We start from the raw sequence: 20566 nt of genomic DNA, 5'->3' as shown, positions 1-20566 counted from the left end.
ACCTGGCTTTTCTGCACCCCTTCTCTTCGCAGGCACTACTCGATCCAGCGGGACCGTCCCGGTCTCCGGTCGAACGGTGCGCATCACCCGACCCGCCACCCTTTCCGTGTGCGGGCATCACCCTGAGGAAGATCCCGATGCTTCATCCACGTCTGGCGCGGACTCTGGCCGCCGCGGCCGCCCTGCTCACCTTCGCCGGCCTCACCGTCGCCTGCTCGAGCGACAAGACCGTCACGACCGCCGACGGTAAGACCGTCCTGCGCTACGAGGGAACCACCGGCCAGGTCTCCTTCTCGGAATTGGCGGCCGACCTGGGTTACTACCAGAAGGTCGAGCTGAACTGGATCGGCGACAGCACCAGTGGGCCCCAGAGCATCCAGAACGCCGCAACGGGACAGACCGATTTCGGTGGGGCGTTCAACGGGGCGGTACTGAAGCTGGCCGCCGCGGATTCACCCGTCACCTCGGTCGTCGGTTACTACGGCTCCGACAAAGAGACGTTCAACGGGTACTACGTGCTCGAGGACAGCCCGATTCGCACCGCCCGAGATCTCATCGGCAAGAAAGTCGGGATGAATACCCTCGGCGCGCACCACGAATTCCTGGTCCGTGAATGGCTGGCGCGGGAGGGGCTCACTCCGGACGAGATCAAGCAGGTGGAGCTCACTGTCGTACCCCCGGTGAACACCGAACAGGCACTGCGACAGGGACAGATCGATGTCGGCACACTCGGGAGCGTGTTCCGCGACAAGGCCGTGGAGAAGGGCGGCATCCGCGCGCTGTTCACCGACGAGTCGATCTTCGGTTCGTTCACGTACGGCTCGCTGCTGTTCCGCAACGACTTCATCGCAAAGAACCAGGAGGCAGTGGCCGACTTCGTGCAGGGCACGGCCCGGGCGATCCGCTGGACGCAGACCACGCCCCGCGATCAGGTGATCGCGAAGTACAAGGAGATCATCACCGAGCGCGGACGCAACGAGAACACCGACCTCGTCGACTACTGGAGGTCGCCCGGTGTCGCCGGCCCCGGTGGAGTGATCACCGACAAGGAAATCCAGACCTGGATCGACTGGCTCGTGCGCAATGGAGAACTCGAGGACGGCAAGCTCACGCCGGCCGATGTGTACACGAACGAGTACAACCCCTACGCCAACGGCACGTATCCGGCGGACAGCGGTCCGGACGGGCAGGCCCTGGCCACGAAATGACTGTACCGAGCAGAACTCACGGAGAAGTATCGGAAGGACAGACATGAGCACGACCGCTTCGGACCGAGGTCAGGTCACACCCCCCAAACTCCGCCTCGAACACGTCACCAAACAATTCGACGTGCGTGGGACGAAGGACAAGTTCACCGCGATCGCAGACATCGACATCGACCTCGCCGCCGGTGAGTTCCTCGTCCTCGTCGGACCCAGCGGTTGCGGAAAGTCGACGCTGCTGGACCTTCTCGGAGGTTTGAGCACACCGACCTCGGGCCGCATTCTCCTCGACGGAAAGCCGGTGACGGGGCCGGGACTCGACAGAGGCATCGTCTTCCAGCAGTACGCGCTTCTCCCATGGCGCACCGCGCGGCACAACATCGAGTTCGGGTTGGAAGCCAAGGGGCTGCCCAAGAAGGAGCGGCGAAGCCTCGCCGAGCACTACCTCGAGTTGGTGGGCTTGCACGGCTTCGGTGACCGGTATCCGCACGAACTGTCCGGTGGGATGAAGCAGCGTGTCGCGATTGCCCGCAGCCTGGCCTTCGATCCCGAAGTGCTACTGATGGACGAGCCGTTCGCCGCCCTCGACGCGCAGACCCGCGAATCACTCCAGGACGAACTGCTGCGCATCTGGAAGGCAACGGGAAAAACCATCCTGTTCATCACCCACGGCATCGACGAGGCCATCTACCTCGGGCAGCGGGTTGCGGTGTTGACCTCGCGACCCGGGCGGGTGAAGACGTTCGTCGACATCGACATCGACCGCAGCGGTGAGGACGTCCGATCCAACGAGCAGTTCCGGCAGTACCGGCACAAGATCTGGACGCTGTTGCACGGTGAAGTGGAGCGAGCACAGGTAATCGAGAAGGAGGAGGCTCATGTCTAGCGCACTTGCCACACCGACAGATCTCGACGAGGCACCTGTCGTCGCCGATCCACTGCAGACCCGCGCAACGTCGCCCGCACCGGAGGTCCGGCCGGCGGCACCCAACGCCGCGAAGCGCGCCGGCGCGGTCGTGGGACCGGTCGCCTGGCGAATCCTCAAGCCTTCCATCGCGATCGTCGCGTTTCTCGCGCTGTGGGAGTTGGCGCCCCGAATCGGGTTGGTGGACGAGGTGTTTCTACCACCGTTCAGTACGGTGGTCGAAGCCTTTCTCGACCTGGCCGCCAGCGGTGAACTGTGGCAGCACGTGTCGGCGAGTCTCTCGCGGGCTCTGATCGGCTTCTTCGTGGCAGTCGCGATCGCGATCCCGCTGGGTATCGCGATCGCCTGGTACCGGCCGGTGTCGGACTTCCTGAACCCCATTCTCGAACTCTTCCGCAACACGGCCGCGCTGGCCCTGCTACCCGTCTTCATCCTGATCCTCGGCATCGGTGAGGAGTCGAAGATCGCGCTGGTGATCTACGCCTGCACGTTCCCCATTCTCCTCAACACGATTTCCGGTGTGCGCACCGTCGATCCGCTGTTGATCAAATCGGCTTCGTCGCTGGGATTGTCGCCGGTGCGCCTGTTCCAGAAGGTGGTGCTGCCCGCCGCTGTTCCCACCATCTTCACCGGTATCCGCATGGCGGCGGCATCCTCCATTCTCGTGCTGATCGCGGCTGAAATGGTGGGCGCCAAGGCCGGGCTCGGCTATCTGATCACCGCCTCCCAGTTCAACTTCCAGATCCCCAACATGTACGCGGGCATCGTCGCGATCTCTGTTCTCGGGCTGTCCCTCAACGCGATTCTCGTGTTGATCGAACGCAGGTTGTCGCGCTGGCGGGTCTGAACGGCCTGCTGCTCATCTCGTAGAAAAGAAACTCGATGTCACAAGGTTCCCAGCACTTCCATCTCAATGCCTTTCTCATGGGCGTGGGTCACCACGAGGCGGCGTGGCGGCATCCACGCACGGAGGCCCACCGGGTTCTGGACGTGAAGCACTTCCAGGAACTCGGGCGGATCGCGGAACGCGGCAAACTCGACTCCGTGTTCTTCGCCGACACCCTGGCAATCGGTCCGCGGCTCGAGCACAACACGCAGGCGATCTTCGAACCCGTCACGCTGCTGTCGGCCATCGCCGTCGCCACCGAACACGTGGGACTGATCGCCACGGCGTCGACGAGTTACGGCGACCCCTACAGCTTGGCGCGGAAGTTCACCTCTCTCGACCACATCAGCGGTGGCCGGGCGGGGTGGAACATCGTGACCTCGGCGGGCGCGGACGAGGCGGCGAACTTCGGCGTCGACGGGATCCCGGCGCACAGCGGAAGATACGAGCGCGCAGCGGAATTCGTCGACGTGGCACTTGCGCTGTGGGACAGCTGGGAAGACGACGCCGTGGTGCTCGACCCGGACACCGGCCTGTTCGCCGACCCGGCAAAGGTCCACACGATCGACCACGATGGACCCCGCTTCCAGGTCAAGGGGCCGCTGAACTCCCCACGATCGGCGCAGGGGCGACCACTGCTGGTACAGGCCGGTTCTTCGGAGAGCGGTAAAGAGTTCGCCGCCCGGCACGCAGAGGCGGTCTTCACTGCGCAACGCACCCTCGCGCAAGGGCAGGAGTTCTACCGGGACCTGAAGGCGCGGGTGGTGAAGTACGGCCGCAATGCCGGCGATCTGAAGGTGCTGCCGGGTATCGTCCCGTTCATCGCAGACACCCAGGAGGAGGCGGAGGCGCTCGAACGGTCCTTCACCGACCTGATTTCACCCGCGTACTCGCTGCGTCAGCTGTCCACGATGCTCGGCGTCGACCTCACCGAGCATTCCCTCGACGCCCCGCTCCCACCCTTGCCACCGCTCAACGAGATTCAGGGGAACAAGAGCCGGTACCAGCTGGTCAAGGATCTTGCCGAAGACGGCTCGCTCACCGTGCGGCAACTGATCGGACTCCTCGGCGGCGGGCGTGGACACCGCACATTCGCCGGAACCCCCGAGCAGGTGGCGGACGAGTTGCAGATCTGGTTCGAACAGGGTGCGGCGGACGGCTTCAACATCATGCCGCCGTACTTGCCGGGAGGTCTCGACGACTTCGTCGATCAGGTGGTTCCCATTCTCCAGGACCGCGGACTGTTTCGCACCGAGTACACCTCGACGACGTTGCGCGGTCACTATGGACTGGGCGAGGTCGGCAACCGGTTCGCACCCGGTGACGCGCTGGGCGGTGCCATCGGCGAAGCGAGCGCATGAGCGGTCCGACCGGCCTCAAACCCTTTGTCACCACGGTCTTCGTCCCGGCCGCAATCTTCGGGATCGGCCAGGGCGCCGCGGCGCCGGTCATGGCCCTCACTGCACGCGATCTAGGTGCGTCGGTGGCGGTGTCGGGGCTGATCGTGGCGGTCGTCGGGCTCGGCGCCGTGCTCGGTGACCTGCCGGCCGGGCGGATCGTAGCCAGGTTCGGCGAGCGGCGGTCGATCATCGGGGGCAGCTCGGCCGGCGCCCTCGGCGTCCTGATCTGCTTGTTTGCGCCGACGCCGGGAGTTCTGGGTCTCGGCGCCCTGCTGACCGGGCTCGCCAACGCAGTATGGGGCCTGGCCCGGCAGAGCTATCTGGCCGAGGCCGTGCCGCTCGGGCTGAGGGCACGTGCCATGTCGTCGTTTGCGGCGATGTGGCGGCTCGGCTTCTTCGTCGGCCCGCTTCTCGGTGCCGCCGTGATCCTCGTCGTCGGCACGCGCGGCGGGTTCGTCGTCCAACTTGTCGGTGTCGTGTTGTCGGGGTGGCTGATGTCCCGCGTCCCCGATCCACCGAGTCGCACGGATGGCCCGGTGAAGTCGCATGCCACGCTGCCCTCGATTCTGCGTGGGCACCGAAAGCTGTTGTCCACCCTTGGCGCCGGCTCGCTGCTGATGGGTGCGGGGCGAGCGTCTCGGGAAGCGGTGCTGCCGCTGTGGGCAGCCCACCTCGGACTCGACGCCGCCCAGGTGAGCCTGGTGTTCGGTGCCGGAGCGGCCGTCGACCTGCTGTGTTCGTATCCGGCCGGCCACTTCATGGACCGGTACGGCCGGAGATTCATCGCCGTACCCTCCCTGCTGGTGATCGGGGTGTCGTACCTGGCGTTGCCGTTCTCACACGATCTGGTGTCGATCGGTGCGGTCGCCGTCCTCATGGGGATCGGCAACGGACTCGGCAACGGCGTCATCATGACGCTCGGGGCCGACATCGCCCCACCCGCGATCCGCGCCGAATTCCTCGCCGCCTGGCGACTGACCCACGACACCGGTATGTTCGCCGGGCCGTTGGGGGTGGGTGCGCTGGCCGCGGTGGTCCCGCTCGGGTTCGCCGTCGGTGCGATCGGCGGGGCTGCGCTGGTCGGTGCGAGCCTGCTGTTTCGCTTCATTCCCGTGTACTCGCCGTGGCCGCCTCGACCGAGCCGCGATCCGGGTTCCGTCGCCCTCGAGAAACAAGAAACCTAGGACTCGGCCGGGCTCGGTGAGGCGGCTCCGGGGAGTTAACCGGCCATGGCCGATACCGGCGAGATCGCCCCGGCACGCCTGGCGGGAAGCAGTGCCGCAATCATCCCGCAGACCCCGCCGATCAACACGATGGCGAAGAGCTGCACCCACGGGATTCCGCTGAGCACCACATCGTCGTAACCGAAAACCGAAGCAGTTCCGGCGGTTCCGAAGACCAGACCGAACACGACGCCCATTCCGGACGCCACACCGGCCACCAGGAGAGCTTCCCAGATCAACATTGCGCGTACTCCCTTTCTCGTCAGGCCGAGCGCTCGAAGCAGTCCCGATTCACGACGCCGTTCGAGGACGGACAGTGCCATCGTGTTACCGACGCCGATGAGAGCGATCAGCACAGCTACCGACAGCAGGCCCGCGACCACCATGAGCATGGTGTCGAACACCGAATCGATAGCCCCGCGCATCGCGATCATGCCTTGGACCTCGCTTCCGGGCGCCAGCTCACGGGCAAGTTCCGTCACCTGGTCGGTCGCCGCCAGCGACTGCTCGTCGGAGTTGCCCTCCGACAGACGAATCCAGTACGCGTCGATCACCGGGGACGATGCCGACACCGCCATATCGGTGTGATCGAGGAGAGCCGGCTGACCGTCCCGGCCCTCTACCACCGTGACTGTGACGTCGCCGCGATCACCTCGGACCGTCGCCGTGTCTCCAGGGCTCAGACCGTTGTCCCGCAGTCCGGCGGGAGAAAGCACCAGCCGTCCCGGTGAGGGAAGGGTGATCGGGGTACGCAGCACGGACTGCGCGGCACTGCCCGACACCCCGAAGGCCTCCAGTTCGCCACGGCCATCGATGACCAGGTCGGCACGCTCGAGCGCCGAAACCCCCCACACACCCGTTGTTGCCGTGATCCGCGGGCCCAACGCCGGTGGAAGTCCTCGGTTCCCTGCGCTGCTGACCATCACGTCCACCGGAAACTGCTCGTCCATCGCGGCGGGGGCCGACGATTTCACTGTCGCGATCCCCACCACCAAGGTGCTGGTCAGCGCCACACCGATCAACAGAGCGGTGACTGTGGCGGCGGTCCGGCGCGGATTCCGGCCTGCGTTGCCCGCGGCGAGCTCGCCGACCGGACCTGCCAGCCGTGCCAGAACGATGCCCGTCCGGCTGATCAGCGCCGGCACCATCGTAGTGCTCAGTGCCGCGATGCCGAGGAACGAGAGCAATCCGCCCACAGTGGCTGCCGGAACTTGCTGTACGAGTACGCCTACCACGGTCATCGCGATTCCGGCGGCCAGCATCACGAGGCCGAGAACCCTGCGGCCGAGTGACATTCGAGCACTCTCCGGCTTTGCGTCCATCGGTTGCAGCGCTGCGAGTGGCGACAGTCTGGTCGCCGCCCGTCCGGGGGCAGACGCTGCCACCATGGTCATCACGATCCCCACTGCTACACCGAGCGCGACCGACAGAGGATCGACATGCAACATCGACAGCGGGATCGGTGCATCCGCCGCCGTGGCTACCCGTCCGACCACCCAGGCCAACGCGATCCCGACGCCGGCGCCGAGAACGGACGCGATGATCCCTACTGCGGCCGCCTCCGTCCGGATACTGCGGCGCACCTGTGATGCGGTTGCACCGACACAGCGCAGGACCGCAAGCTCCTGGGTCCGCGCCGCGAGCAGCACTGCGAAGGTATTGGCGATCACGAGCGCCGCGACAACGACCGCGATGGCGCCGAAGGACAGGAGGATGGTACTCAGTACCTCGGCCTGGCCGAGATACTGTCCTGCAGCGTCTTTCGTAGCTGCGGCTCCGGTAGTCACGGTCGAGTCGGCGGGCAGGGCCTCGCGGATACGGGTGGCCAGCTCCCGCTGTGACAGGGACCCGTCACCGGCGATGCGTACCTCGTGGGTGGCGGCCTCACCGGCCCACTGAATCAGCTGGGCAGGTGTCGCGAAGACCGTGGTGCCGCGCATTCGCTGCGCTGTTCCGGAGAGGTCGACCAGCCCGACGACGCGCACACTGGTGGTCACACCGTCGCTCGCTTCGAGTGCGGTCACCGTGATCTCCGAGCCGACAGGGATTCCGGCGTCCTTACTCACCAGCGCCTCGCCGAGTCCCCTGGGCAGTTCTCCGTCGGAGACCTGCTGCCACCGCAACACACTGTCGTCCGCGATCGACACGGCGTCACCGTAGGACTTTCCGTCGATCGCGGAATCGACACGGACAGAGGCGCTCACGTCATCGGTCGTCGCGGCGACGCCGGGGATCCGGGCGAGGTCGGCCGCCCTGGCGCCCGGCCCGGAAGCGACCGCGTCGGTGCCCTGATACTGCACAGCGAGCGAGGTGTCGATTCCGGCGCCGACGGTGGAGTTCAAGGTCAGCGTCGCCACGATGTACCCGACGGCGATGACCACCGCGAGAATCGAGGCCACGTACCGGCCCGCGTGCGCCCGGGCCTGCGCCAAAGCCAGCTCCCTCATCGTCGCACCGCCGGGAGGTCGTTCGCGCCGAGTGCACGCATCGACGCGATCACGGAATCTACGGTCGGCCGGAGAATGTCACCGGCGATCAGACCGTCTGCAATGAGAACCACCCGGTCCGCATACGACGCGGCAACCGGGTCGTGCGTCACCATCACCACCGTCTGCGACGTCTCCCGCACGCACGTTCGCAGGAGCCCGAGAACCTCTGTGCCGGAGTGTGAATCGAGGTTCCCAGTCGGCTCGTCGGCGAAGACGACGTCGGGCTGCGGAAGCAGAGCGCGCGCCACAGCCACCCGCTGCTGCTGCCCGCCCGACAACTCGTGGGGGAGATGATCGAGCCGGTGCGTGAGCCCGAGCTTGGCGACCACTTCCGCCATCCACTGCGGCGACGGGGTGCTGCCCGCCAGGCGCATCGGCAACATCATGTTGGCTCGCGCGCTCAGAACCGGCAGGAGATTGAATGCCTGGAACACGAATCCGATCCGCTCACGCCGCAGTTCGGTCAGCTCCCCATCCCCCAACCCGGTCACCTCGGTGTCGCCGAGAAACACGCGGCCGGCCGACACCGTGTCCAGTCCGGCCAGGCAGTGCATCAGCGTCGACTTGCCGGAACCCGACGGACCCATGATGGCGGTGAATGCGCCTCGCTCGAAGTCGACGTCCACCCCGCCCAGCGCCCGCACCGCTGTCTCACCCGTGCCGTATACCTTCGTTACCCCGCTCGCGCGGACCGCAGCCTGCATCGTCGTCCCCACCTCCGTGTTGGTCCTTGTCATCACGGAATCGACGTTATTGCAGGTGAAGCGGTGTGCGCGTCGGAGCGCGGAGCCATCTTCCGGCGGCGGCCGTCGTCCTCCGGTAGGACGACGTGGGCCCCCGGCGTCAGTCCTCGGTACCGAGAAGGTCCGAGCGGCGCACCAAACCGACCTGGAATGCGAACACCACCGCTTGCACCCTGTCTCGTGAGTGCGTTTTCGACAGAACGCGTCCCACATGCGTCTTCACGGTGGTCTCCGATATGTGGAGCTGCGCCGCAATTTCCGTATTGGACAGCCCATACGCCATGGCCTCGAGAACCTCCACCTCACGGCGTGTGAGTTCCTCCGGAAGCTGTGCGCGGTCCATCGAATCCTCGAGTAACGGCCCCACGTGCTGTAGTAGGCGGCGAGTGGCCCGTGCCTCGATCACGGCGTCACCCCGGTGCACCGTCCGGATACCGTCGAGCAACTGTTCCGGTGGAACGTCTTTGAGGAGAAAGCCGCTCGCCCCCGCCCGGATTGCGGACAAGACATATTCGTCGTTGTCGAAAGTGGTGAGTACCACCACTTTCGGCGCATCTTCTGAGGCCAGCAGCTGGCGGGTGGTTTCGATGCCGTCCATGCGCGGCATCTGCACATCCATCAGGACGACATCGACGCGACATGCCGCGAGTTCGGTGAGCGCCTGACGCCCGTCCGACGCCTCGACTACCACCGACAGGTCCGGCTGCGAATCGATGACCATCCGGAATCCCGCGCGGACCAGTTGCTGGTCGTCGATCAGCGCAACATCGATGCGGCCGCCGTGTTCGTCCATGCACTCACCCTAGGTGTTTCCGTGAGGGAGGACGGCGCGGACCCGATAGCCGCCACCAGGTTTGGGACCAGCCGTCACCCGGCCGCCGTGAAGTCGTGCGCGCTCCGTCATCCCGATCAAGCCCTGCCCTCCTGCGGAGGGTTCGATGAGTGCCGCCGAAACGCCCCGGCCGTCGTCCACCACAGTGACAACCAGTTCGTGCTCGGTCCAGCTCATTTCGACGTCGGCGTGCGCCCCCGGCCCGGCGTGCTTGAGCACGTTGGTCAGCGACTCCTGCACGATCCGGTACGCGGTCAGACTCGTTCCCGGTGGCAGTTCCCGCGGGTTACCTTCGATCTGGAGATGCACGTCCACCCCACTTCTGCGAAGGTCTGCGACGAGCGACTCGATATCCGACGCACCGGGGATCATGGCGAAGTCCCGGGGTCGGTCCTCCCGCAACACAGACAGCAGGGCCCGCATATCCGTCAGCGCTTGCCTGCCTGTGGCGGCGATCGTCTCCAGCGCAGCGACAGCCGCTGCGGGATCCTGGGCGGCCCCGTACCGCCCACCGTCGGCCTGAGCGATGACCACGGTCAGCGAGTGGGCGACGATATCGTGCATCTCCCGGGCAATCCGCGTGCGCTCGGTGATGGTGGCGATCTCGGCTTCCTGTTCCCGTTCGAGTTCGAGGAGCCGAGCTCGCTCCGCCAGCCCCTCGAGTTCCTTCATCCGAACCCGGCGCAGGTCACCGAACGCCCACACCGCGAGGACGAAGACGATGAAGGCGAGGGAGTTGTACACGAGTATCTCGGACGACTTGCTGTCGGAGAAGTACTTCACCGTCGCGCCCACAGCCCCGACCATGGCGAGACCGAGCGCAGCGAAACTGCTCCACCGCGGACCGTAGGCGGCGAAAGCATAGAGCGCGATGGGGACCGCGACTACGGACAGCAAGAGGGTGTGTGCGATCACGACAAGATGCAGCACGGAGAACGCGGCGATGACGAAACCGGACACCACCGTGTGCGAACGACGCCACGCCAGCGGCACCGTCATCCCCAAGGAAACGACCACCGCGGCCACGCTCGCCTCCGCCGCGGTCAGGAGACTGAGGACGGTGACGACGCCGGCAACGCACACGTCGATTCCGCGGCTGTGTTTCGCGCTCCATCGGTACCACTGTTCGGTGGAAGGAAAGCGGGCCATGCTGTGACGGTAGCGCCTGTTCAGACGATCCGGCCGCGGGTGGCGCCGCACCCTGCAGGACTACCCGGACTGTGGGTACATTCTTCTCATGCGCTTCGGATTGTTCGTTCCTCAAGGCTGGCGCCTCGATCTCGTCGGTATCGATCCTTCCGAGCAGTGGGCGGTGATGCGCGACTTCTCGTTGCGTGCCGACCGCGGCTCCTGGGATTCGCTCTGGGTGTACGACCACTTCCACACCGTTCCGGCGCCCACCGAGGAGGCAACCCACGAGGCGTGGACCCTGATGTCCGCCCTCGCTGCCGTCACCTCACGGGTGCGGCTCGGCCAGATGTGCACCGCGGTCAGCTACCGCAATCCCGCGTATCTGGCCAAGGTGGCCACCACCACCGATCTCATCTCCGGCGGGCGAGTGGAGATGGGCATCGGAGGCGGCTGGTACGAGCACGAGTGGAGGGCCTACGGATACGGATTCCCCTCGCCCGGTGAACGTCTCGGTCGCCTCGAGGAAGGCGTTCAGATTCTGCGCCAGGCCTGGATCAACGGCAGCGCCACCCTCGCAGGCACGCACTACCAGGTGGACGGGGCGATCGTGCGGCCACTTCCCCTCCAAGAGGGCGGCATTCCCCTGTGGATTGCCGGTGGCGGCGAAAAGGTGACCCTGAAGATCGCGGCGAAGTACGCGCAGTACACCAACTTCGACGGCACTCCCGAAGGATTCGCCCACAAGTCCGAGATCCTCCGCAGGCACTGTGAGGACGTCGGAACCGACTTCGATGCCATCGTCCGGTCGGCCAACTACAACGTCGCAATCGGAACCACCGAGGCCGAGGTCGAGCAACGACTGGCCACGCTGGTCGAGCGCGTCACCCCCTATGTCGGCGCCGAGGCGGCGGAGGGAACTCTCGGCGCCTTCCGCGGAATGCCGGGCGTGGGTACCCCGGATCAGATCATCGAGAAGCTGTCCGCTCTGAAGGCGCAGGGCATGACCTACGGCATCTTCTACTTTCCCGAAGCCGCGTACGACACGTCAGGTATCGAGCTGTTCGAGAAGGAAGTGCTCCCGGCGCTGCGTTGATCGACGGCTCGCAGGCCTACAGTGGCGGCATGTTCGTCGTCACTCTGAACACCGGCACCGTGTGGCTGAGCCCGCCGGTCGTCAGCGACATCGACGCGATCTGTGCCGCCTGTAGCGACTCCGCGATCGCCGAGTGGACCACCATGCCCTCGCCCTATGCGCGATCGGACGCCGAGCACTTCGTGCGGCGGACCGTCCCCTCCGGATGGGCGGATCGCAGCCCGGTCTGGGCAATTCGCGAGCGCGCCGACGGACCGGCGGTGGGGATGATCGGACTACTCGCGCGCGACAGCTCGTCGGCCGAAATCGGATACTGGCTCGCCGCCGGTGCCCGCTCTCGAGGTCTCATGGCAGCCGCGGTGGAGGTAGTGTGCGACTTTGCGTTTCGGCCGGGTGGGATGGGTCTCGAACGCATCGAGTGGCGTGCCTTCGTCGGCAACCACAACTCCGCGGCGGTGGCCCGCAAACTGGGATTCCGGTTCGAGGGAGTGCAGCGCCGTGGGCTGCTCCAACGTGGAGTCCGGCGGGATTCGTGGATGGCAGCGCTGCTCGCGGACGACCCGCGCACGCCGGCAGACGGCTGGCCCGACTAGTTCAGCGCAGGCTCTCGGGAAGCTCGTGCTCGGACACGGCCACTCGCTGATCGGGACTCGTGCGCACGTGTTCCGACTCGGGGATCTTGCTCTCCAGAAATTCCCACTCCGCCTGATCGATGGCTTCGGCTGCGCGGGCGCGCACCGAGGAGTCCCGCGTCCCCCAGGCGATGGGCATCGGACTGACCATCTCCCAGGTGTCGGCGGCGCTGTGCGTGTTGCGGTCGCTCAAGAGCGCGACGGACGGCACCCTGTCGCCGACGTTCTGCTTCTGATGTGCACGGATCGGAACGTTCCGGGTGACCAGCACGTACGACGGCCGCCCTGCCGCAGGCTTCGCTGCGTCGATCAGCGACAGCAGCGTGAGCGCACGCGGGTGCGTCTCCGAGATCACGGCCGGGACCAGCGGGCTCTTCGCATACAGGTCTTCGATGCTGCCCACCTTCTTGGGCACCCAGAACGCCACCCACACCGACGTGAGAGCGACGAGCGCCACCACGACGCCGAGGATGATCGACCACGGATGCCTGAGCAGGACCAGCCCCACAGCCGCGGCCGCGAACAGCAGGGCAACGATGACCGCGGACACCTGGAGGCGTCGCATATCGGCGAACGTCTGATTCACAGACTTCGCGTAGGCCCGATCGACGGTGAACTCGAAATGTCGCACGGCACCAGCTTAGAGTCCCAGGCTCCGCGGCGGCGGAGTCACCCGATGGCGGGCCCCAGGAGGTCGTCGGCGTCGGTGATCCGGTACGCATAGCCCTGCTCCGCCAGGAAGCGCTGCCGGTGTGCGGCGTACTCGGCGTCGAGGGTGTCGCGGGCGACGACGGAGTAGAAGTGCGCTTGGCCGCCGTCCTGCTTGGGGCGCAGCAGCCGTCCGAGCCGCTGGGCTTCCTCCTGCCGCGACCCGAACGTGCCCGAAACCTGTACCGCGACGGACGCTTCCGGAAGGTCGATCGAGAAGTTGGCAACCTTGCTCACCACCAACGTCTGGATGTCCCCTGCCCGGAAGCTGTCGAAGAGTTCCTCGCGTTCCTTGTTCTTGGTGGAGCCCTTGATGACCGGTGCGTTCAACGCCTCGCCCAGCTCGTCGAGTTGGTCGAGGTAGGCGCCGATGATGAGCGTGGGTGCATCGGTATGCCGCTCGAGGATCGATTTGACCACTGCGATTTTCGTGTGTGCTGTGGAACACAGCTTGTACCGCTCGTCGGGTTCGGCGACTGCGTAGGCCATGCGCTCGGCATCGGTCAACGTGACCCGCACCTCGACGCAGTCGGCGGGAGCGATCCAGCCCTGGGCCTCGATGTCCTTCCACGGTGCGTCGTACCGCTTGGGGCCGATCAGCGAGAAGACGTCGCCCTCGCGACCGTCCTCACGCACCAACGTGGCGGTGAGGCCGAGGCGGCGACGGGACTGCAGGTCGGCGGTCATCCGGAACACCGGGGCCGGAAGTAGGTGGACCTCGTCGTAGATCACGAGGCCCCAGTCGCGGGAGTCGAACAGTTCGAGGTGCTTGTACTCACCCTTGGTCCGGCGCGTGATCACCTGATACGTGGCAATCGTGACGGGCCGAATCTCCTTGCGCTCACCGGAATATTCGCCGATTTCCTCCTCCGTGAGAGAGGTGCGGGCGATGAGCTCTCGCTTCCACTGGCGTCCCGCGACGGTGTTCGTGACGAGGATCAACGTGGTGGCTTTCGCCTTGGCCATGGCCGCGGCACCGACCATGGTCTTGCCTGCGCCACAGGGAAGGACGACGACACCGGAACCACCCGCCCAGAAGGAATCGGCTGCCATTTCCTGATAGTCGCGCAAATGCCAATGGCCGTCCGCCGATCCGGGCGACGTGCCGTCGTAGTCGAGGTCGATCTGGTGGGCTTCACCGTCGACATATCCGGCAAGGTCTTCGGCCGGCCAGCCCACCTTGAGGAGGAGCTGCTTGAGTCGTCCGCGCTCACTCGGGTGAACTACCACGGTGTCGTCGTCGACACGGGCGCCGAGCATCGGGGCAATCTTCTTGTGCCGGGTCACCTCGGTGAGCACGGCGCGGTCCAGACTGACGAGGGTCAACCCGTGCGCGGGATTCTTCACCAGCTGCAGTCGGCCGTACCTGGCCATGGTGTCGACGATGTCGACCAGCAGAGGCTGCGGCACGGCATAGCGGGAGAAGTTGACGAGGGCGTCGACCACCTGTTCGGCGTCGTGGCCGGCCGCTCGCGCATTCCACAGGGCCAGCGGAGTGATGCGGTAGGTGTGGACGTGTTCCGGCGCACGCTCGAGTTCGGCGAACGGCGCGATCGCCTGCCGGGCGTCGTTCGCGCGTTCGTGATCGACCTCCAACAGCAACGTCTTGTCGGATTGGACGATCAACGGTCCGTCGGTCACGGAAGCCTCCTTGTCACGCCGGATTCTGGCCAGCCTGTCCATTGTCCTGGTATGGGCGTCGGCGCGCCACGTCGCCACCTCTCACCTGGCTCGATACCAGCACATTCCGGGCGGTAGCCGCCTAAATTGAGAGGTGAGCCGGTGGTTCCCCCAGAGACGAGGCCTGAGATGACCCAGCCCCCCGACCCCCCACGTCCCGATCCGAACACCCCCGGCCAGCCGCCGAACAACCCGCAGCAGCCGTACCAGCAGAATCAGCCCTACCAGCAGGGCCAGTACCCGCAGCAGCCTTACCAGCAGGGCCAGTACGGTCCGCCGCCCGGGCAGCAGGGTCAGTACGGTCCGCCGCCGGGACAGCAGGGTCAGTACGGTCCGCCGCCGGGACAGCAGGGTCAGTACGGTCCGCCGCCCGGACAGTACGGGCAGTACCCGCCCGGCGGTCAGTATCCGCCTCCGAAGAAGTCGCGCAAGGGCCTGTTCATCACCCTCGCTGTGGTCGCCGTGGTGCTCCTCGCCGCTGTCGCCGCAGTCGGCCTGTTCGCCGTGCGTAGTGCCGACCAGAACAGCCTCGACGTCGGAGATTGCGTCTTCTTCGAATCCGCCTCGACCACGGCCGCCGAGACCGAGCACGAAAAGCGGGACTGCTCCGACGACGACGCCACGTACGAGGTGGCCACCAAGCAGGACGGTGACGTCCAGTGCGGTGACGACTACTTCTCCTACACGCTGGTGGGGGAGGACGACACCGTCGAGAGCACGCTGTGCCTCATCCCGAACATGGTGAAGGATTCGTGCTACCTCCTCGAGGACGACGGCAGAATCGTTCCGGGTGTCTGTTCCCAACCCGACACCGTCACAGTGGTCGAACGCGTCGACGGCCAGGACGACGAATCCCTGTGCAACCAGTTCGACGCCGCATTTCCCATCGCCTTCTCGGAACCGCAACGCACCTACTGCATCGAGGTCAACTTGACCGGTTAGCGACTTCGCAATCGGGAGTGCTGTTCCCGTCGCAACAGGGCCGTGCCGATGCGCTGTGGCGGGGAAAGCGCGGGCGTACCGTCGACGTCATGACCGACGACCAGGTTGCGCCGTGGGATGACATCTATCGAGGCGATGCGGAGAATTTTTCGGGACCGGTGCCGTGGAACATCGGTGAGCCGCAACCCGAGATCGCCGGACTGATCGCCGAGGGCAAATTCCGCAGCGACGTATTGGACGCGGGCTGCGGACATGCCGAGACTTCCCTCCACTTGGCGGCGCAGGGGTACACGGTGGTCGGTCTGGACCTGTCGCCGACGGCCGTTGGCGTGGCTCGGGCAGCCGCGGCGGACCGTGGACTGACGACGGCCACCTTTCAGGTGGCGGACATCAGTTCTTTCACAGGCTTCGACGGACGGTTTGCCACGATCGTCGACAGCACCCTGTTCCATTCGCTGCCCGTGGACCGTCGCCGCGACTACCTGCACGCCGTCGCCCGAGCGGCGGCACCCGGTGCGCAGTACTACATCCTGGTGTTCGCGAGGGGTGCCTTCCCCGAGGGGCAAGGACCGAATCCGGTGACCGAGGAAGAGTTGCGCGAGGCCGTCGCGGAGTACTGGAACATCGACGACGTTCGCCCCGCATTCATCCACGCACTGCTCGGACCGGAGGAGGCCGCGAACTGGGAGCGCGACGACAAGGGGCGGGCCATGCTGCCTGCGTGGCTGCTGTCGGCTCACCGCGATTGATGGGTGGGCCGACACTGCGCGAGTCGTGCGGCGCAGCCAAGCGCAGCCCCTGCCAACGATCTATATCAGCTGGCAGGGGCGCTACACGGACAACCTGCTACGTGATGACGAGCGGCGCATGAGAGATTTTGGCGAGCACGGGCATGGAAGTCCAGAGACTGTGATCCACGCCATGGCACAAATTTCAACCACCCTGAATGCCGGTTCGCGAATGGCGCTTTCAGCCCTGTGAGTACTTGTTAACCGCGGGCGGTTAACAAGTACTCACAGGGGGTCAGGCGCCGATCGAGGCCTTCATCATCGGGAGCATGGCCCAGAGCTGATCTTGCCAGTAGCCCCAGGTGTGGGTTCCGGACGCGGGGAAGTCGTAGTGCGCGCCAATTCCCAGAGTGTCGAGCCGTACCTGGAAGGCGCGGTTCTGGGCAAGGGCGATCGCTTCGAGGCCCATCGCGGTGCTGGTGTTGAACGCGCCGATAGCGGAGTCCGGCCGGTCGTACGCACCCGGCAGCCCGCTCCCCGCGGAGATCCACATCGGCAGCCCGCGGAGCAGGGGGGCGACGACGAAGGGGTCGTTGCGGAGCCAGGCCGGATCCCACGGCGGCCCCCACATGGAGTCGGAGTTGTAACCGCCGGAGTCGAGCATCGACACCCGAATGGCTTCGCGCATGCCCGGTGCCGACAGGTTGAGGTATCCGGACATCGAACCGGCGAACGTGAACTGGTCGCGGTGATATGCGGCGAGGATGAGGGCTGCGTTGCCGCCCATCGACAGGCCGGCCACGGCGTTGCTCGTCCGACTGATGCCGTACACGTTCGCGAGGAAGTCGGGCAGGTTCTGGGTCAGGAACGACTCCCACTTGTAGGTGTAGGGCTGTCCGTTGGTATTGCTCGGGGCGTACCAGTCCGAGTAGAAGCTGGACATCCCGCCGACGGGCTCGACCACGTTGATTCCGTGATCCGACAGCCACGCGGCGTTGGTCTCGTGCTCCCAGCCGCTGACGTCGTTGGGTGCGCGGAGGCCGTCGAGCAGGTACAGGGCCTTGTTGCTGCCGTTGTTCGCCAGCCATATCCGTACCTTGATCTGCCCGACACCTCCAGGGGCGGCAACCCAGTGTTCACGCAGCCGGTCATACGGATTCGCCGCAGCAGTTCCGCCTCCGGCCAGCACGAATGCCAACGGCAGAATGACCACGGCGACCATCAGACGTACGACTGCGTGCAGCATAGTCCGCCGCCGCGTTCCGGTAACACTCATGTTCCAGCCTCCTGGTTGTCGTCCCCGGCCAGGTACATACTCGTAACACGTTATTGCCCGGAAACCCTGAGTCCAGGTGTTTGCGCACAATCGTTATCCGAGGCGCCGTTCAGTCGACTCGTGCGACGGAGGTGATTCGGTGCAGTGTGAAGCGACGGACACTGCCGCTCGCCGGGTCGAAAGCGTCGAGTTGACCACCGCCGACGCTCACGGGGTCGACGATGCGGTGCGTCGCGACGCCCTGCGCGTCGACGTAGCCGATGGACACGCTGCTCTTCTCGCGGGCGGCAGTGCTGAGCAGTGCGACGGTGGCGGCACTGCTGGCTCGCGACCCGTCGGCGCGGATGCTGCCGCGGCCGTGGGCCGATGCGGCCAGATCACCCGCACGCAGGGTGCGGACCACTGCGTCGAGCTGCGCTTCGGTGGCGACGGCCGGTGCTCGAGTCCCGGGGGCCTTGCGACGGGTCAGCACCCGCGCGCCCCGCGGACGGAGGTCGACCAGCGCTCCCGAAGAATCCTCACCCGCGGGCGCGAACCCAGCGGCGCGCAGTTCGTTCAGTACCTCCCGCAGCGGGGCCTGCGACACCGCCACCGTCGGCGCCAGCGCGCGGAGCGCCAACGTAGTGGCCACGGGCGACGCCAGCACCTCGGCGAGCAGGGCGGGATCCTCACAGCGGACGAAGGACGAGGCGACTCCGGCCCGCAGCCGTCCGTGCCGCCGGGCAACGTCGTCGATCAGGTACGACAACGACTGCGGCACGGGGGTGCGCGACCGGGTCGCGAAGAGGCTGTGCAGCTCGGCGGCAGTCATTCCGGCGTCGAGTGCCCTACGCACGCTGTCTTCACTGATTCGGTACATGGACGCGGCACCGGCCGACTCGATGTCCGCGACCAGGGCGATCTGCTCGAGCAGGTCGGGCGTGAGCGGTCCCGGAGCGACGACGGTGAGGTCGGCCTGCACGAGAACGTGGTCGACGGGCTCGGGGAGTGAGGCATGCATCTCCGCCTCGGCGTCACCGCCGTGAATGAGCGCACGACCGGCAGAGCTGAGGGCACCGCGCGCGACCAGACCGAGAGTCGCGGCCTCGTCGAGGGTCCGCTCCACCGCATGCACGCGCAGTCGGGCACCCCACCTCGGGCGACGCCACGCGAGCAGTCGGCTCAATTCCGCGGGCGCTGCGGACTGACCGCTCCCGAGTTCGGCGAGAAGCCCGAGGATCGTCTGCCGGTCGCGGGGTGCGGACGGCGCCCGCACCTCCTCCGACAAGGCGGCAACCGGTTTGTCGTTGGAATCGCGCATACCGATGAACCACGCCATGCGCGGCAGCTCGAGCCATCCGGCGGCCAATGCGTGCCATCGCCGGGCGATCGGCGCGTTCAGCCAGTTGTCGACGGCGGCCGTCGGCGCCCAGTAGCTGTCCCCACTGTCCGAGGGCGGAGCCGGATCAGGCGCGCCGCTCGCAATCAACCCGGCTGCCGAGAGAAGCTCGACCAGCAGACTCAGCCGGTTCTCGTCGATCCCGGACACCTTCGCGATGCGCCGTAGCTCCCGGACACCCAGCCCGCCGGCCCGCAGGGCGGGCGCGGGCGCCTCGCCGAGAACCTTGACGACGTCCTCGCAGTGGCGGACCAGCTCGAGGGCCTCACCCGCCGCTGCGGCATTGATGTCGGCTGGTTTGTACTTACGGCCGGTCACGGCGGGCGGCGTCAGGGAGGTGGGGTCGAAAGCGGCTTCACCGCGCAGAACCTGACGCACCTGGAACGGCAGTTCCACCGTCTCTTCGTCGACCCAGCGCAAGAGTCCTGCGGCGAGAAGGCGCTGCACGGGCCGATCGGCAGGCGTCCCCGGGGCCGCGTCCCGCGTCCGACCGACTGACGTGGAGCGGGCGAGCGTCTCGAGGATGTCGCGTTCAACCGTCACCAGCTGAGCCAGAGCAGCGGTGATGCCGGCCTCGTCGAGCGTCTCCGTGGGCTCGGCGATACGTCCGACACGCCACGGGATGGTCGCGACGACGGCGGGAACGATGCGGAGATTATCGGCGTCGCCCCACACCAGTGCCAGCGACCGCAGGGTGTCGAGGGTGGCGTCGACCGTCTTCTTGGTCACCCTCGTCCCCACTGCGCCCAGAAGTGCGGCGCGGGAGACAGGCATCTCGTCCGCCTTGTCGAGGGCGAGTAATTCGAGGATGCCGAACTCGAGCGAGGTGAGATTGTCGGCGGCACGGGCCACCGACGCCCGCTGTTCGGCACGTCCGGCGAGAACGACGATCGTGGCAGGCGGGGGGACCGCCAAGTCGGGGCGCGCACGAAGCAGCGCGATCAGGTGGGCGTCGCTGCGCGCTGCCAGCCAGTCGGCGAGACTTGCGCCGCCGGCGCTGCTCGTAGCGGCGCCGGGGGTCGTGACGGTGTCGTCGGTGTCGGTCATCGACTATCAGATTAGAGACCTGGGCTGTACGTCGCCGACCGCTCCTGTCAAAATGTCCCCGTGGCTAACAATTCTAAGAAGCAGTATGTGGATCCAGGGTGGCCCGAAACCGCCGATGGAGATCACGCCGTGACCGAACTGTCGTCGAGCCGGGCGGGCGGTCTGTCCCCGTTCGGCGAGGACACCGAGTTCCCGCTGCCGGCGGAGTCGTTGCCGTACGCGCATCCGCACACGGTGATCAACCGCTAGTA

18 protein-coding genes are annotated in these 20566 nt (G+C 66.4%); 10 read left to right on the top strand and 8 right to left on the bottom strand.

Going from position 1 to position 20566, the window contains the following annotated elements; all coding sequences use genetic code 11:
* Positions 1 to 137: 137 nt before the first annotated feature.
* From HYG77_RS09565 to HYG77_RS09545, 5 genes are read left to right on the top strand one after another with little or no spacing between them, the layout of a single operon-like run.
* Positions 138 to 1208 carry an ABC transporter substrate-binding protein gene (locus HYG77_RS09565; protein WP_109327350.1) on the top strand — a complete coding sequence of 357 codons (1071 nt, stop codon included), beginning with the start codon at positions 138 to 140 and terminating at the stop codon, positions 1206 to 1208.
* Between the two features lie 43 nt (positions 1209 to 1251).
* Complete coding sequence (locus HYG77_RS09560; RefSeq protein WP_208962510.1) at positions 1252 to 2088, top strand: ABC transporter ATP-binding protein; 837 nt, start codon at positions 1252 to 1254, stop codon at positions 2086 to 2088.
* Complete coding sequence (locus tag HYG77_RS09555; RefSeq protein WP_109327353.1) at positions 2081 to 2974, top strand: ABC transporter permease; 894 nt, start codon at positions 2081 to 2083, stop codon at positions 2972 to 2974. Before HYG77_RS09560 ends, HYG77_RS09555 begins: the two co-directional genes overlap by 8 nt.
* 35 nt (positions 2975 to 3009) lie before the next feature.
* Entirely contained in the window at positions 3010 to 4374 is a 1365-nt protein-coding gene (locus tag HYG77_RS09550) for an LLM class flavin-dependent oxidoreductase (protein WP_208962509.1), read from the top strand.
* A complete protein-coding gene (locus HYG77_RS09545) occupies positions 4371 to 5597 on the top strand; it encodes an MFS transporter (protein WP_208962508.1) in 1227 nt (408 codons plus the stop codon). Before HYG77_RS09550 ends, HYG77_RS09545 begins: the two co-directional genes overlap by 4 nt.
* Positions 5598 to 5632: 35 nt before the next feature.
* Here the strand turns inward: HYG77_RS09545 and HYG77_RS09540 are convergent, their stop codons facing one another.
* The 4 genes from HYG77_RS09540 to HYG77_RS09525 form a co-directional block, all read right to left on the bottom strand.
* Positions 5633 to 8083: an FtsX-like permease family protein gene (locus HYG77_RS09540; protein WP_208962507.1), complete on the bottom strand. Its 2451-nt coding sequence runs from the start codon at positions 8081 to 8083 to the stop codon at positions 5633 to 5635.
* Complete coding sequence (locus HYG77_RS09535) at positions 8080 to 8862, bottom strand: ABC transporter ATP-binding protein (protein WP_208962506.1); 783 nt, start codon at positions 8860 to 8862, stop codon at positions 8080 to 8082. The genes HYG77_RS09540 and HYG77_RS09535 overlap by 4 nt, the downstream gene beginning before the upstream one ends.
* A gap of 106 nt (positions 8863 to 8968) precedes the next feature.
* A complete protein-coding gene (locus HYG77_RS09530; protein ID WP_208962505.1) occupies positions 8969 to 9661 on the bottom strand; it encodes a response regulator transcription factor in 693 nt (230 codons plus the stop codon).
* A 9-nt stretch (positions 9662 to 9670) separates the two neighbouring features.
* Entirely contained in the window at positions 9671 to 10849 is a 1179-nt protein-coding gene (locus HYG77_RS09525) for a sensor histidine kinase (RefSeq protein ID WP_208962504.1), read from the bottom strand.
* Between the two features lie 88 nt (positions 10850 to 10937).
* Between HYG77_RS09525 and HYG77_RS09520 the strand changes: the two genes are divergently transcribed.
* Both HYG77_RS09520 and HYG77_RS09515 read left to right on the top strand, forming a co-directional pair.
* Complete coding sequence (locus HYG77_RS09520; protein ID WP_208962503.1) at positions 10938 to 11924, top strand: LLM class F420-dependent oxidoreductase; 987 nt, start codon at positions 10938 to 10940, stop codon at positions 11922 to 11924.
* Positions 11925 to 11953: 29 nt separating this feature from the next.
* Positions 11954 to 12517: a GNAT family N-acetyltransferase gene (locus tag HYG77_RS09515; RefSeq protein ID WP_208962502.1), complete on the top strand. Its 564-nt coding sequence runs from the start codon at positions 11954 to 11956 to the stop codon at positions 12515 to 12517.
* 1 nt (position 12518) lies between these two features.
* Here the strand turns inward: HYG77_RS09515 and HYG77_RS09510 are convergent, their stop codons facing one another.
* Both HYG77_RS09510 and HYG77_RS09505 read right to left on the bottom strand, forming a co-directional pair.
* Entirely contained in the window at positions 12519 to 13187 is a 669-nt protein-coding gene (locus tag HYG77_RS09510; RefSeq protein ID WP_208962501.1) for a DUF3239 domain-containing protein, read from the bottom strand.
* A gap of 38 nt (positions 13188 to 13225) precedes the next feature.
* Positions 13226 to 14905, bottom strand: coding sequence for a DNA repair helicase XPB (locus tag HYG77_RS09505; protein ID WP_109327371.1), 1680 nt, complete (start codon positions 14903 to 14905; stop codon positions 13226 to 13228).
* A 168-nt stretch (positions 14906 to 15073) separates the two neighbouring features.
* Here HYG77_RS09505 and HYG77_RS09500 point away from each other — a divergent pair, with 168 nt between their 5' ends.
* Together HYG77_RS09500 and HYG77_RS09495 are read left to right on the top strand one after the other, a co-directional pair.
* Positions 15074 to 15886 carry a hypothetical protein gene (locus HYG77_RS09500; protein ID WP_208962500.1) on the top strand — a complete coding sequence of 271 codons (813 nt, stop codon included), beginning with the start codon at positions 15074 to 15076 and terminating at the stop codon, positions 15884 to 15886.
* A gap of 89 nt (positions 15887 to 15975) precedes the next feature.
* A complete protein-coding gene (locus HYG77_RS09495; protein ID WP_208962499.1) occupies positions 15976 to 16635 on the top strand; it encodes a class I SAM-dependent methyltransferase in 660 nt (219 codons plus the stop codon).
* 274 nt (positions 16636 to 16909) lie between these two features.
* Here the strand turns inward: HYG77_RS09495 and HYG77_RS09490 are convergent, their stop codons facing one another.
* Positions 16910 to 17860: an alpha/beta hydrolase family protein gene (locus tag HYG77_RS09490; protein ID WP_244461351.1), complete on the bottom strand. Its 951-nt coding sequence runs from the start codon at positions 17858 to 17860 to the stop codon at positions 16910 to 16912.
* A gap of 139 nt (positions 17861 to 17999) precedes the next feature.
* Positions 18000 to 20315, bottom strand: a complete 2316-nt coding sequence (locus tag HYG77_RS09485; RefSeq protein WP_208962498.1) for a helicase-associated domain-containing protein — start codon at positions 20313 to 20315, stop codon at positions 18000 to 18002.
* 60 nt (positions 20316 to 20375) lie between these two features.
* Here HYG77_RS09485 and HYG77_RS09480 point away from each other — a divergent pair, with 60 nt between their 5' ends.
* The gene (locus HYG77_RS09480) at positions 20376 to 20564 is read left to right on the top strand and encodes a hypothetical protein (RefSeq protein WP_109327376.1); all 189 of its coding nucleotides are present in this window, start codon (positions 20376 to 20378) and stop codon (positions 20562 to 20564) included.
* Positions 20565 to 20566: the final 2 nt, after the last annotated feature.

The organism is Rhodococcus sp. ZPP (assembly GCF_017656075.1).
GTDB classification, from domain to species: Bacteria; Actinomycetota; Actinomycetes; order Mycobacteriales; family Mycobacteriaceae; genus Rhodococcus_F; species Rhodococcus_F oxybenzonivorans.
This window is presented reverse-complemented; position numbering and strand designations above follow the sequence as displayed.